Here is a 14,022-nt window from a genome sequence, read left to right as displayed (position 1 = left end):
GGACACATGCTGACCATTGTCACCTGCCTGTACATAGCCAACAAATTTCCCCGGACCATCGAATTTATATTCAAACGACACGCTGCCTGCTGGATACAACTTGGGAGGTATATACAGCACTGTGTCTGCCTCGCGTGGCGGCTCCGCGGGTGGAGCTCCGGTGTCTCGAACTATTCTTACTTGTAGCGGCATAGATCGTAGCGCGTCGTCGATCGCGTCGATCGTCACTACCGTCTGGCCGGCCGCTGGAATATCCTCACAAAACTCCGTAGCCCCACTACTGCTGGGCTGGTAGCCAGCGAAATGCATAAAATAAGGACCGACCCTGAGCACACACTTGTCCTGATCCATGCTGAGGCCACCGTGCGCCATTGCCATCGGCGCTGCCATGCTGCAGCACAGCGCTAAAAAAGGCCACACAGCTCGACGTACAGTGCCATCGCCAAAGATGGCCGTTCGAGCAATTTTTGACCAAAACCTCATTATTGTCCCCTTGGGTTGTCCAGTTGTTTCGACAGAAAAAAATTCAACATTTCACTCTGCATAGCGGGCCATTTTGTGTGTCCACCAGACCCTTCGCAAAACTTCAGCTCGCTTGATTCGCACCCAATATAATTCCTACATCCCTTTGCATCCGGCTTTGCCTCTACACCAGTACAGCGAAAACACTGCGACCACCATTGCGCCATTTTGCGACCATATCCTGGGAAGTGTGTGTCGTCTTCCGCATGCATTAGCAACACCTTCAGCGGCTTTGAGGGGCAGCCCATCGGCTGTGTATCTAAGGGCAATACGCCTGCAGCGCTGACTGCAATTCCGCTTGCGACTCCACGCGACTCAGGCAACAGAGCCAATATTGTTGATACTGTCCCCCCATCCGAATGTCCAGCAAAAAAGACTTGTTTCGGATCTATGCACCAGCCCGCCATCAGTGTCCCAATCACTTTTGCTTGAGCTTTTACGCTAGCAAGGCTCATCGGCCTACTTGCTATATAAGCTACCACGAATCCTTTTTCGGTGGCAACGGGCGTCAGACGCGTGAATCGCTCGTTGTCTTCAGCGCTTGCTCCAGCTGGAGAAAAAACCACCAGCAATGGGTGCATACGGCTTTCTTCGTAATTGACAGGGACCTTGACGAGATATCGACTTCCTCCATCTTGAAACTTCCATCCGCCGAACTGCTCCTTTTCCCCTTGCGGCGGCACCCGCCGCTCGCAACGGTTTTCTCCAATGGCATCCTCTCCGTAATCATGCACCATTGGCGTGCGAAGAATCTTCGTCTGAGGACCTTCGCACGCACTCAGTAATAGCAAAGCTATCAGGCATGCAATAAATGACCAAGGGCTCCGCAGATGATGGCGTATTGACGGCAGCTGTGGAGCACCCTCAGCACGCCATCCATCCGCAGGCCCCTTGATCAAATCCTGGCTCCTTTGAAGACAGGCAAGATAGGTCCGGAGACTTCACTGATCGAGCGATTTCCCTTCTCGTCATAGAAGAAGATCAACCCGCCAGTCCGGCTATCGACGTTCGTCAGGAAGCTCACGAGCCGCTCAACTTCCCAAGCCGCGTCTGTGGCGTTCAGAACCACCGTTCTTTTCTCGCCTGGCTGCAGCGGCTCCTGCTTGTCCAATACCAAGCCATGTGCAGGTAACAATTCTTTGGGATATTTCGGATCCACCGCCTTCAGAGCGACTGGAGAAGCCTTGTTGACGAAGCGGAGATTTGCTGTATCAAACTCACCAATGGTCACTGCCCGGTCAGATAGATTTTCAAACTCAGCCACGATTCGCATGCTCCGACCTGGCACGTCGTATTCTGCGCGTTTGTACTTCACCGTCACCCACTGAGGCCCTGCCGGAAGTGGCTCCGGCTTTTCCACACCCGCCTGCAACGGAACGAGTTGTGGATAGTTTTTCTTGACCTGGGTGAACCCAATAATGACAACCGCTAGCACTACGACAAAAAACACCACCGCCATGCGATCATCGGTTCGCGTGACAAGCAGATCGTCCCGCCCTTGCTCCTTGGCTCTCCAGCGAGGAATTATCAGCGGGCGACGAAGCCACCATAGCAACCAAACAATCGCCAGCAGCACGTGCCCGGCCTGCCAAATTTGTGCGTTCTTGACCCCATAAGTCTCGAGATCGTCGATTTTCAAGCCATGCATGGTCGTTAACGACTGCTTGAAGTCCGCACGATTGCCCACGACCTCAATCCAGTCTCCTGGCCCGATGATCGGACCTGCGCCTGAAACGTTGAGCATTGGGTGAAAGTGCCACTTCCCTGGAACCCGCCCACGCAACACTATTTTGAAGTCATAGTCCCTACCAAGCACCAGATCCTTATGCGATTGGCGCGCAGGAATTCCGTTGATGTAGGTCTCCTCTCGCACCAGCATTGCTGACGGCGCTCCGTTTCCAAGATAGGTCAAATTAGGGAGACTCACCGCCTCGGGCCAGTCGCCGAAAAGCCTGAATTTCCCCGTAACGACAACTTGGTCGTTCACGTTGACCTTTTCTGTAGACCACTTGACGTCATACCAATGAACGGTACGCGTTCTGATGTATGGCTCCGTTGCACGCTCTCCATGCGCCATCGCCACGCCAGGCATCAGCCCAACCATCAGGGCCGATACCGCCATCAGCAGCATCGTGATTCTTTTCAGGAGGAAAATCATTGAGTCACCTCCGCGCCTTTATTGCCCTTGAAACCGAACAGCATCATAAAGCGCTGACCCACTGCAATCGACTTAGTGCTGCAGGCCACAACACCGACTGTCCAAAAAATCCAATAGATAAATATGCAGAGAAAACCGCCGAAGGCAGCTGATACCCAGCTTGCCGAATCCTCGAAGGTCCTGAGGTTTCCACGTTCAATGATGCGAATATATTCGGGCGTCGCCGTACGCGGGAATGTATAACCAATAATATCGGCGATTGGAGCCACCTCACCCATGTGCTCCACAGGAAGGAAATAAGGCGCCAAATAAGTCCAGTTGCTGGGAAAAAAGAGCACCGAAAACAGCACCCCTCCAAAGACCCCTGTAAGGACCCAACTGCGCGTAATGACCAAGATAGTGTCCATCACAATTGCCCCCATCACGCACGATGCCGGCACAACCAGACTGAGAGGGAAACCCGCCCAGGTATGCCAGCCGTGATAACGCACGATCCATACGCTGATCAGCAACAGCATCATGCTGGCGGTGGCTCCGATGGGAAGCCTAAATAGGTTCCAGAATATCGACTGAAAGGCCGCTGCAGTGATGATCGTCGAAATCGGCATGATCAGAACCCAATACTGCCGATCTTTCCAGTCAATAAAAAAGTCCCAATCACCCGCAAGCAACAGAAAGTTGATGTGACTCACCGCCCACACCAAGAACGCGGCGATCACGATGATTAACATGTCAAAAGTTCGTGACCATCGCAAAGTTTGCGGTGAGAGCCCCGAGATAGCCAGGATGGCTTGGTCGTTGCTATTCATTTGATATATCCCCTTGTTTCAGAGAGTCCTAAACCGGAATTTTGGAAGCAATTCTTCCTTTTCAAACTGGTTTAGGAACTCTCCCATTTTCTAAGTCTCAGGCAGCCGTGGCGTCCGTTACGGGCGACCCATCGATTTGCCTAAACAATTGGTACATGCGATTCAGCACTTGCAACAAAACTCCGCCCAGAGCAAAACCTGTCCAGCCAAGAATCGGAAAACCCCAATGCAGTGGATGGCTAAAGATTTCTTCAGTCAACCAGAAAGCGTGCCCCCATTCATTGAAGCCAAGATTGGGCAAAATCAGGCCCGGCCCCAGAACGACCATGATCAACGGCACCGAATACCTTTTGGCAAAAAGGGGCAGACGCGTCGTTGCGTACAGCAGTGCGCTTACACCAAACACGATATAGGTTGGCACGCACGCATAGAACACAACGATGTGACTGGGCGTAAAGGAGGTATCCCGCACAACCGTTTGATGCCAGACGGCATCACCTTCGCCGAAAAAGCCGGCAATCCACAGGAAGGCGAAGGTATAAAGCAAGAACCAACTGACGAGCGAAAAATACCGACGCAACTCCTCCTTGGGAGTCAGTGCATCCATGTTGCGGTCACGGGTAAACCACAAGTAAGCCCATATTATCGCCCCCGAGCCAAATATCACAGGTAACTCGAATTTCAGCAACGCCATCCAGTGCGTGGCGAATTCGGGCGCAGTCGAATCCAGACCAACGCTAAATGCGAACTCTTGCTGGTAGACCCGCAACCCAAGGTAAATGGCAAGCAAAATACCCCAGACGATTGCCACCGGGGCAACTTTGAACATCTTATCGTCAGTGCTTGAGACTTTTTGAGAGTCCCTCCCGACAGAGTTGATTACTGCTGACATGACAACCTCCTACAGTTGAAAAAAAACTACCGCCTCCATTGTGTGCTCTGCCATAGAATCCACTGAAAGCATGCTCAGAACGAAAAGCCGAAGCCAACCTGAACTCCAGACCCGCGCCTTCCTTTGAAAGGTTGCACCATGACCGACCATGGCTGTGGCAGCAGGTCCATCTCTTCGCTCGAAGCTGCCGCAGAACACATAAATCCCGAGCGCATTGCATCCTTCATGCGACGTGGAACCGGACGTCCTCTGCGAGCGCGACTTTCTACAGCCAGCACCCTTTAAGTTTAACGAGAGTTTGCGTCTTGCGATATGGGGCCTAGGGTTTATACCGAGGCACTGTTCCAATTCGGAACAACATATCAGGGGATCTTCAGTTTTAACTTGGTTATGCCACCCTAAAATATTGTTCCAATTCGGAACAAATAGCCTATTCATAGAGAATATTTACACTCTGAAATTTGGCGAACCGAGACATTGAAATTGCCTCCTCCACGCACATCGCCACCGCACCGCGCCAGGTGTGGTGCTGGGACATGACCTATCTGCCGGCTGCTGTGCTGGGGCGCTGGTTTCACCTGTACCTGATCCTGGACTTGTACAGCCGCAAGATCGTGGGCTGGGAGGTGCACGCAACCGATGATTCGCAGCATGCCGCCCACCTGGTGCGCCGCACGGCGCTGGCCGAGGGCATTGCCGCGCTGGATGCCAAGCCGGTGCTGCATGGCGACAATGGCTCCACGCTCAAGGCCACCACGGTGCTGGCGATGCTCGATTGGCTGGGGGTCAAGCCCTCGTACTCGCGTCCGCGCGTGAGCGACGACAACGCCTATGCCGAGTCCTTGTTCCGCACGGCCAAGTACCGCCCGCAGTTCCCCGCCAAGGGCTTTGCCGACCTGGAGGCCGCGCGCGCCTGGGCGGCTGGCTTCGTGCATTGGTACAACCACGAGCATCGGCACAGCGGCATCCGCTACGTGAGCCCCGCGCAGCGCCATGCGGGCGAGGATCGTGCGATCCTGGCGGCGCGACATGAACTGTATGCACGGGCTCGCCAGGCCCATCCGGCTCGCTGGTCGGGCAAGACACGCAACTGGTCGCCCATCGGCCCAGTCACCCTCAACCCCGAACGCGACTCGATCGTCCAGACGCATTCAGGCGACTCCGATAGACAGCCGGTGGCTGCATGAATGAGGCGACAACTACCTTGACACGCGCCGCAAGCCCATCCGACCCGGACACCCCCTTGACCTCACGGCTAAAATATTCAAGCGAAAACGACCACAAGCGCCTATTTATCAAGCGTTGGAAGCTCCATATTTCATAGTAAACGCCGCATGACCTGGCACGCGCACCTGCACCTGGCCTACACCCTGCAAGCGCAGCGCACCGTGGCGCGCTACACCCACCAGGGCCCGCTGCGCATCCTGCAAAGTCTGTACCCCGAAGGTGCAGACATTTGCCACAACGTGCTCGTGCACCCGCCGGGTGGGCTCGTGGGCGGCGACACGCTGCAAGTCACCGTCGATGCAGCCAGCGGCACGCACGCCCTGCTCACCACCCCCGGCGCCACGCGCTTTTACCGCAGCGCAGGCGCGACTGCGCGCCAGATCACGCAACTGCGGCTGCAAGCCGACGCACGCCTCGAATGGCTGCCGCTCGAAACCCTGTGCTACCGCGCCAGCGAAGCCGAAAACCACCTCAGCCTCACCCTCGAACCCGGCGCGCAATGTCTGGGCTGGGACGTGACGGCGTTGGGCTGGATGCCCGATCCCGCGCACGTCGCACAGGCCACACCATCCGCGAATACCGTCCACGCTGCCCATGCCCCCGACCCGACCGACGCCGCGCCGCCTGCCGCATCGGGGCGCCTGCTGCAGCATCTCGAAATACCCGGCGTCTGGCTGGAGCGCGGCACCATCGCCGCGGCCGACCAGCACCTGCTGCACAGCCCGCTGGGCCTGGCTGGGCACGGCTGCCTCGCAAGCGTGTTTTTTGCCAGCGGCACGGCGCTGACCCCCGCCCAGCGCGAAACAGCGCTGGACGCCGCGCGTGCGGTGATCGCCCCGCACCCGCTCGCCCTCACTGCCGGCGCCACCAGCCCGCACCCGCAACTGCTGCTCGCGCGCATGCTCGCGCCCCAGGTCGAACCCGCCATGGCCCTCGCCCGCGCGCTGCGCGCCGCCTGGCGGACGCATTTCTGGCAACGACCGGCGACTGCGCCACGGGTGTGGGCGTTGTAGGAGCATGGGGAAATTGGGTTAGATTCAAATTATTTGGGGAGGTGATGGGGCAGGTGGCTGATGCCGGGATATGCGCCCGGCGGGGTCGCGCGAAACTCGCTGCGCTCGAACAATCGCGCGCCTTTCTCCCGCCGGGCGCTGTGCTCCTCGGCGCAGGCAGAAGGGCTTGGAATACCATATGGGCCATCGCTACGCTCGGCCTTTGGAGTGTTGGCCTTGGCGGCAAATCATTGGAATCCGGCCCAAGTTTTCACCGATTTATGCGATTTTTCATTAGGTAGACTGCAAAGATGACCGCAGACGACTACAAAACACTCGCAACCATTGCCGCCTTGGCTATTTCGTTAATTTCCATATGGCTAACACGACGCAATTGGCTAGAGGGAAATCGGCCGATCGTATGCGCCTTTGTTGAAGAGGATTCAATCGGAGCGGGTATTGCGCTCTTCAATTTCTGCATCTCAAATACAGGCAGCAGGCCAGCAGTGAGAATAAGCATAAGAATAAAGCCCAGTGAACTAGAAAAATTGATTGATCCAAACGCCAGCCAACATGAACGCAAGTTGCTGCATGACTGCTTCAAGGAAGAAACCACGATTCCAATAATCCGTAACGGCGAAACACTCAAGGCAGGTCTTGGAAGCGCCAGTGAGTCGGGCGCAGGAAAGCCCCAACTTCAATACGGGGCCAGTGCCGAAGTCAAGATTTATTACCGGGATTTAGAAGGCAGAAAATATGTCGCAACACATCCCATCACGATATTCCCTCGCGACGGATTTAACGGGGTAGGAACCTGGGAAAAGGCTGTCTAATATGCCATTGCACCCGAGGCTCATCGGATCTCCATGTTTGAGATTCCATTCCCACCAAAAGCCTCAACCCATTATCTTCGACGGAATCAGCGATTAGCAGCCCACCTTCCACAACATTGAGCTCACGCCCCGCAATTTCAAAACCCACCAAGTCCAAAATCTCCCGCCAGCAAATCAAATCGCCACCAACCCCCGAACCCCCTTCTCCCGCATTTCCCCTCCCAACCCGCGCGCGATGATTTCGCCGCGTTCCATCACGAGGTAGTGGTCGGCCAGCGATTCGGCGAAGTCGTAATACTGCTCGCACAGCAAAATGCCCATGGGCTGGCCGTCGAGACCGTGCGCGGCCAGGGTGCGGATGACGCGGCCTATGTCTTTGATGATGGAGGGCTGGATGCCCTCGGTCGGCTCGTCGAGGATCAGCAGGCGCGGGCCGGGGGCGAGGGCGCGGGCGATGGCCAGTTGCTGCTGCTGGCCACCCGAGAGGTCGCCACCGCGCCGCTGCAGCATGTCCTTGAGCACGGGGAAGAGCTCGAACAGCTGCGGCGGGATGGGCGTGGCTGCGCTTTTGTAGGCCAGCCCCATGCGCAGGTTTTCCTCCACCGTCAGGCGCGCAAAAATCTCGCGGCCCTGCGGCACGTAGCCTATGCCGGCGCGGGCGCGCTGGTAGGGCGTGGCCTGGTGGATGGGCTGACCGGCGAAGTGGATGCTGCCGGTTTTGATAGCCACCAGACCCATGAGGCTCTTGAGCAGCGTGGTCTTGCCCACGCCGTTGCGCCCCAGCAGCACGGTGACCTGGCCGGGGGCGACGCTCAGGCTCACGTCGCGCAGGATGTGCGAGCCGCCGTAATACTGGTGGAGGTGCTGGACTTCGAGCATGGCTTTATGGATGAAAAGTGGCTTTTGCGCAGATATATCAAGCGCTGGCAGCTATCACGATGATTGCATTCGGCGCCCTGCCCTGGGTGCGTCGCACGGCGCTCAGCGCCCCAGATAGACCTCGATCACGCGCTCGTCGGCCTGCACGGCGTCGAGCGTGCCTTGCGCCAGCACGCTGCCTTCGGCCAGCACGGTGACGATGCCGTGCGTGCCTGCAATGGCGCGGATGAAGTGCATGTCGTGCTCCACCACCATCAGCGAGTGTTTGCCGCGCAGCGACAAAAACAGCTCGGCGGTGCGCGCGGTTTCCTCGTCTGTCATGCCGGCCACGGGCTCGTCGAGCAGCAGCAGCCGCGGCTCTTGCACGAGCAGCATGCCGATTTCGAGCCACTGCTTTTGCCCGTGGCTCAACAGGCCCGCCTGGCGCGTGCATTGCTCGGCCAGCTGGATGGTGTGCAGCACTTCGGCGAGCCGGTCGGCCTGCGCCGCGTCGAGCCGAAAGCGCAGCGACGCGGGCACGCGCTTGTCGGTCTTGAGCGCGAGCTCGAGGTTTTCGAACACGCTGAGTTCCTCGAACACCGTGGGCTTTTGGAACTTGCGGCCTATGCCCAGAGCGGCGATCTCGGGCTCGGTGTGGCGCAGCAGGTCGATGGTGCTGCCGAAAAACACGCTGCCGCTGTCGGGGCGGGTCTTGCCGGTGATGATGTCCATCATCGTCGTCTTGCCCGCGCCGTTGGGGCCGATGATGCAGCGCAACTCGCCGGGGGCGATGTCCAGGTTCAGGTGCTTGATGGCCTGAAAGCCGTCGAAGCTCACGCACACGTCTTCGAGGTACAAGATGCGCCCGTGCGTCACGTCCACCTCGCCAGCCTGCGCCGGCCGCCCGTAGCTGGCGCTGCGCCCGCCCGATGCGGTCTTGCCCTGCGCGCTGGCACGCTGGTGCGCTTGCAGGCGCGCCGCGCCTTCGTCCAAGAGGTCTGGCGTCATGGCCTGGCCCTCCAGAAGGCGATGCGCCGCAGGGCCGGGCCCGGCGCGCGCAGCAGGCCCAGCACGCCCTGCGGCAGGAACAAGGTCACGGCAATGAAGAGCGCACCCAGAAAATACAGCCAGACTTCAGGCGCGGTGACGGTGAGCCAGCTCTTGGCACCGTTGACCAGAAACGCGCCCACGATGGGGCCCACGAGCGTGGCGCGTCCGCCCACGGCCGTCCAGACGGCGATCTCGATCGAGCTCGCAGGGCTCATCTCGCCGGGGTTGATGATGCCCACCTGCGGCACGTACAGCGCGCCGGCCACGCCGCACATCATGGCGCTGAGCACCCACACGCTGAGCTTGTAGGGCAGCGGCGCGTAGCCGCAGAACATGACGCGGCTTTCGGCGTCGCGCAGGGCTTGCAGCACGCGCCCGTACTTGCTGCGCACCAGCGCGCGCGCCAGCAGGTAAAAGCCCAGCAGCGCGAGCCCCGTGAGCACGAACAGCGCCATGCGCATCTGCGGCGTGGCCAGCGGCAGGCCCAGAATGCGCTTGAAGTCGGTAAAGCCGTTGTTGCCGCCAAAGCCGGTTTCGTTGCGGAAGAAAAGCAGCATGGCCGCGTAGGTCATGGCCTGCGTGATGATGGAGAAATACACACCCTTGATGCGCGAGCGGAACGCAAACCAGCCGAACACCAGCGCGAGCAGCCCCGGCACCGCCACTACCAGCACCAGCGTGGCAATGAAGCTGTCCGACAGCGCCCAGTGCCAGGGCAGCGTCTTCCAGTCGAGGAAGACCATGAAGTCGGGCAGGTCGCTGTGGTAGTTGCCGTCGCGGCCGATCTGGCGCATCAGGTACATGCCCATCACGTAGCCGCCGAGCGCAAAAAAGAGGCCGTGCCCCAGGCTCAGGATGCCGGTGTAGCCCCAGATCAGGTCCATGGCCAGCGCGCAGATGGCGTAGCACATGATCTTGCCCAAAAGCCCGAGCAGGTAGTCCGACAGGTGCCAGACGCTATCCGCGGGCACGAGCAGATTGAGCACTGGCGCCACGGCGCACACGAGGATGAGCGCCGCAAAAAACGCCGCCCAGCCCGCGCGCGAGAGCAGCGGCGCGCGCGCCGGCAGGGTGACGGGCGTCGTGGCTGGGCGGGCCGGCGGACGTGCGGGGGGCGCGGCGGGATTGGCCGACGCAGCGGCTGGCAAAGAGCTGGCGTCGCGCGTCATGCCTCGCGTCCTTTCAGGGCAAACAGGCCTTGCGGGCGTTTCTGGATGAAGACGATGATGAACACCAGCACGGCGATCTTGGCCAGCACCGCGCCGGCCCAGCCTTCGAGCAGCTTGTTCGCCAGCCCCAGGCCCAGCGCAGCCACCACCGTGCCCGCCAGCTGCCCCACGCCGCCCAGCACCACCACCATGAACGAATCGACGATGTAGCTCTGCCCCAGGTCAGGCCCCACGTTGCCCACCTGGCTGAGCGCGCAGCCCGCCAGCCCGGCGATGCCCGAGCCGAGCGCGAAGGCGTAGGTGTCTGTGCGCGCGGTGTTCACGCCCATGCAGGCGGCCATGGCGCGGTTTTGCGTCACGCCGCGCACGAACAGCCCGAGCCGCGTGCGGGCGATCAAAAAGGCCACGCCCGCGAGCACCGCCGCCGCAAACGCGATGATGACCAGCCGGTTGTAGGGCAGCATCAGGTTGGGCAGCGCCTGCCAGCCGCCGCTCATCCACGCGGGGTTTTCCACGCCCACGTTCTGCGCGCCGAAAAGCGAGCGCACGGCCTGGATCAGCATCAGGCTGATGCCCCAGGTGGCGAGCAAGGTTTCGAGCGGGCGGCCGTACAAAAAGCGGATCACGCCGCGTTCGAGCACCGCGCCCACGAGCGCCGCCGCGCCAAACGCGATGGGTACGGCGGCCACCAGATACCAGTCAAAGGCGCCCGCGGGCAGGTAGCGCTGAAACAACGCCTGCACCACGTAGGTGGCGTAGGCGCCCACCATGATGAGCTCGCCGTGCGCCATGTTGATCACGCCCATCAACCCGTAGGTGATGGCCAGCCCGAGCGCCGCGAGCAGCAGGATGGAGCCCAGGCTGAGCCCGGTGAACAGCACGCCCAGGCGCTCGCCCCAGGCCAGGCCCGCGTCGATGTGGGCGATGGCGGCGGCGATGGCGGCCTTGACCTTGGGGTCGTCCTCGCGCCCGAGTTGTTCATTGAGCAGCAGCTTGATGTCGGGGTCGCGCGCCTGCTGCAGCAGTTGCGCGGCCTGCAGGCGGTGCGCCGCGTCCGGGCTTGCGAGCAAGGTGGTGGCACGCGCCAGCTCCAGTCGGGCACGCACGCGGCTGCTCTGCTCTTGCGCCAGGGCTTGCTCGATCAGCGGCAGGCGCGCCTCGGCTGGGTCTTTCATGAGTGCGTCGGCCGCCGCGGCGCGCGCGGCCTCGTCGCTGCTGCGCAATTGCAGGGCCGCGCGCGCGGTGTCGAGCACGGCGCGCAGCGCGTTGTTGTTGATCACGTCCTCTGCGTCGACGGGCAGCGCCACGGGCGCGCCGGTGACGGGGTCGTGCGCCTGCGCGCCGTCCCCGTCCATCACGTAGGCGGCATGCTCCGTGGCCTTGACGGCGTCGTTGGCCAGCGCGTCGAGGAAGGCGCGGGTGCGCTCGTCGGCGTCGGGCAGGGCCGCATTGATCGCCGCGATGCGCGCTTCGGTGTCGCCCGTGGCCATCTGCAGCGCCTGCGTGGCCGTGAGCGCCCAGGCCGGCACGGCGCCCAGCAGGCTCAGCAGCACGGCGCAGGCCAGGCGGGCGCCACGCCAGCGGCGAACGAAGTCGGGCAGGATGGACATACAATTTTCAGCAAAATTGGCCGTTTGCGCAGATGGAGACTGCGCTAGCAGCTATTGTTTCAAAAGCATTGGTGCGGCGCCGCGGGCCACCGCGCGCCACGCGCAGAGTCGCAGCGTGTGCGGCGCCGGCCTGCGCCAGCCATCGCTCAGCTGCCGGTTTTGGTCTTGCCGTCAGGCTCGTCCTTTTTCTTGTCGTTGCCCTCGATGTAAGGGCTCCAGGGCTGGGCCTTGATCGGGCCCTTGGTCTTCCAGACCACGTTGAACTGGCCGTCGGCGCGGATCTCGCCCACCATCACCGGCTTGTGCAGGTGGTGGTTCTTCTCATCCATCTTCACAAGGAAGCCGTCGGGCGCCTGGAAGGTCTGCCCGGCCATCGCGGCAATGACCTTGTCGACATCGGTGCTCTTGGCCTTTTCCACGGCCTGCTTCCACATGTGGATGCCGATCCAGGTGGCCTCCATCGGGTCGTTGGTCAGCGGTTTGTCCTTGTGGCCGGGAATGCTCTTGGCCTTGGCGTATGCGCTCCACTGCTTGATGAAGGCCGCATTGGTCGGGTTCTTCACGCTCATGAAGTAGTTCCACGCCGCCAGGTGCCCGACGAGCGGCTTGGCATCCACGCCGCGCAGCTCTTCCTCACCCACGCTGAAGGCCACCACCGGCACGTCCTTGGCCTTCAGACCCGCGTTGCCCAGCTCCTTGTAGAACGGCACGTTCGAGTCGCCGTTGATGGTCGAGACCACCGCCGTCTTGCCACCCTGGCTGAACTTCTTGATGTCGGCCACGATGGTCTGGTAGTCGCTGTGGCCAAAGGGTGTATAGGTTTCCATGATGTCGGCATCCTTCACGCCCTTGGTCTTGAGGAAGGCGCGCAGGATTTTGTTCGTGGTGCGCGGATAGACGTAGTCCGTGCCCAGCAGCACAAAGCGCTTGGCCCCACCGCCCTCCTTGCTCATCAAATACTCCACCGCCGGAATGGCCTGCTGGTTGGGCGCGGCGCCGGTGTAGAACACGTTTTTGGACAGCTCCTCGCCCTCGTACTGCACAGGGTAGAACAGCAGGCCGTTGTTTTCCTCGAACACGGGCAGCACCGACTTGCGGCTCACCGAAGTCCAGCAGCCAAACACCACGGCCACTTTGTCCTGCGTGAGCAACTGCTTGGCCTTTTCGGCAAACAGCGGCCAGTTGGAAGCCGGATCGACCACCACCGGCTCGAGCTTTTTGCCGAGCACGCCGCCCTTGGCGTTGATGTCGTCTATGGCCATGAGCACCGTGTCCTTGAGCACGGTTTCCGAAATCGCCATGGTGCCCGAGAGGCTGTGCAACACGCCGACCTTGATCGTGCCGCCGGACTGGGCCAGCGCAGGAGTGGCGAAACCGCTTGCAAGGACCGAGGCCAGGGCCAGGGCATGGAGAGTGGAACGACGCTTCATGGGTGCAGACTCCAGAAAATGGGGTGGATCAGAGGTGCGAAGCCAGAATCGGCTTGCACCTGCGCCCACGCAAAGCACGTGCCAGCTCCGCGCGCCGTCGGCTGGCGCAGGGCATGGCTGCGGCGCCCGAGGGTTGCCGTGCACTGCTTCGCGTGCATCGATCGAGAGTCTGAATGACGCTCACCCCGTCGCGCTGCATCGTGGCGGGGCACGGCCTTTTGCGTCATCTTGGTGCATGGCGGGCCGAGTGGCCAAGGTGAACACACAGCCATGCGCAAGGCCGGTGGGCCATGAGGACGTCAGTGCCCTGTCCCATCCTGCCCGTTCAAGAGCAGTTTCATATCGATGGGGAGGCGCTTACATCGAGGTGTTGATTCCAGAAACAAAGTGAGCCGGCTTCCGAACCAAAATTGAGCCACTGAATTGACGGTCAAATGGCTGTCTGGATTGTGGATAAGTCTACATCTTCGGC

Annotated in this window: 11 protein-coding genes and 1 pseudogene; 3 read left to right on the top strand and 9 right to left on the bottom strand. The window is 60.6% G+C overall.

Going from position 1 to position 14,022, the window contains the following annotated elements:
• Nucleotides 1–482 precede the first annotated feature (482 nt).
• The 4 genes from PYV55_RS09480 to amoC all read right to left on the bottom strand — a co-directional run bounded on the left by PYV55_RS09480 (nucleotide 483) and on the right by amoC (nucleotide 4,381).
• Entirely contained in the window at nucleotides 483–1,259 is a 777-nt protein-coding gene (locus PYV55_RS09480; protein ID WP_275850454.1) for a CE1 family esterase, read from the bottom strand.
• 158 nt (nucleotides 1,260–1,417) lie between these two features.
• The gene (gene amoB / locus PYV55_RS09475) at nucleotides 1,418–2,680 is read right to left on the bottom strand and encodes a bacterial ammonia monooxygenase, subunit AmoB (RefSeq protein WP_275850453.1); all 1,263 of its coding nucleotides are present in this window, start codon (nucleotides 2,678–2,680) and stop codon (nucleotides 1,418–1,420) included.
• Nucleotides 2,677–3,489, bottom strand: coding sequence for a methane monooxygenase/ammonia monooxygenase subunit A (locus PYV55_RS09470; protein ID WP_275850452.1), 813 nt, complete (start codon nucleotides 3,487–3,489; stop codon nucleotides 2,677–2,679). Before PYV55_RS09470 ends, amoB begins: the two co-directional genes overlap by 4 nt.
• 97 nt (nucleotides 3,490–3,586) lie before the next feature.
• Nucleotides 3,587–4,381 carry a bacterial ammonia monooxygenase, subunit AmoC gene (gene amoC, locus PYV55_RS09465; RefSeq protein WP_275850451.1) on the bottom strand — a complete coding sequence of 265 codons (795 nt, stop codon included), beginning with the start codon at nucleotides 4,379–4,381 and terminating at the stop codon, nucleotides 3,587–3,589.
• 491 nt (nucleotides 4,382–4,872) lie between these two features.
• Between amoC and PYV55_RS09460 the strand changes: the two are divergent.
• The 3 genes and pseudogenes from PYV55_RS09460 to PYV55_RS09450 all read left to right on the top strand — a co-directional run.
• Nucleotides 4,873–5,568 (top strand): annotated as a pseudogene (locus PYV55_RS09460) (transposase); the annotation flags it as partial.
• 147 nt (nucleotides 5,569–5,715) lie between these two features.
• A complete protein-coding gene (locus tag PYV55_RS09455) occupies nucleotides 5,716–6,621 on the top strand; it encodes an urease accessory protein UreD (RefSeq protein WP_275850450.1) in 906 nt (301 codons plus the stop codon).
• Nucleotides 6,622–6,911: 290 nt separating this feature from the next.
• The gene (locus PYV55_RS09450) at nucleotides 6,912–7,433 is read left to right on the top strand and encodes a hypothetical protein (protein ID WP_275850449.1); all 522 of its coding nucleotides are present in this window, start codon (nucleotides 6,912–6,914) and stop codon (nucleotides 7,431–7,433) included.
• A gap of 174 nt (nucleotides 7,434–7,607) precedes the next feature.
• Here PYV55_RS09450 and urtE read toward each other — a convergent pair whose 3' ends face one another.
• The 5 genes from urtE to urtA form a co-directional block, all read right to left on the bottom strand.
• Nucleotides 7,608–8,312, bottom strand: coding sequence for an urea ABC transporter ATP-binding subunit UrtE (gene urtE, locus PYV55_RS09445; RefSeq protein ID WP_275850447.1), 705 nt, complete (start codon nucleotides 8,310–8,312; stop codon nucleotides 7,608–7,610).
• 102 nt (nucleotides 8,313–8,414) lie between these two features.
• On the bottom strand, nucleotides 8,415–9,299 hold the full coding sequence (urtD, locus tag PYV55_RS09440) for an urea ABC transporter ATP-binding protein UrtD (RefSeq protein ID WP_275850445.1): 885 nt from the start codon (nucleotides 9,297–9,299) through the stop codon (nucleotides 8,415–8,417).
• Entirely contained in the window at nucleotides 9,296–10,510 is a 1,215-nt protein-coding gene (gene urtC / locus PYV55_RS09435; RefSeq protein ID WP_275850444.1) for an urea ABC transporter permease subunit UrtC, read from the bottom strand. Before urtC ends, urtD begins: the two co-directional genes overlap by 4 nt.
• Complete coding sequence (gene urtB / locus PYV55_RS09430) at nucleotides 10,507–12,120, bottom strand: urea ABC transporter permease subunit UrtB (protein ID WP_407066786.1); 1,614 nt, start codon at nucleotides 12,118–12,120, stop codon at nucleotides 10,507–10,509. Before urtB ends, urtC begins: the two co-directional genes overlap by 4 nt.
• Nucleotides 12,121–12,266: 146 nt before the next feature.
• Nucleotides 12,267–13,550: an urea ABC transporter substrate-binding protein gene (gene urtA / locus PYV55_RS09425; protein ID WP_275850443.1), complete on the bottom strand. Its 1,284-nt coding sequence runs from the start codon at nucleotides 13,548–13,550 to the stop codon at nucleotides 12,267–12,269.
• Nucleotides 13,551–14,022: the final 472 nt, after the last annotated feature.

This window comes from Extensimonas soli, assembly GCF_029211265.1.
In the GTDB taxonomy this organism is placed as follows: Bacteria; Pseudomonadota; Gammaproteobacteria; order Burkholderiales; family Burkholderiaceae_C; genus Extensimonas; species Extensimonas soli.
The sequence above is the reverse complement of the archived record's forward strand: the minus strand, read 5'-3'. Positions and strand labels throughout refer to the sequence as shown.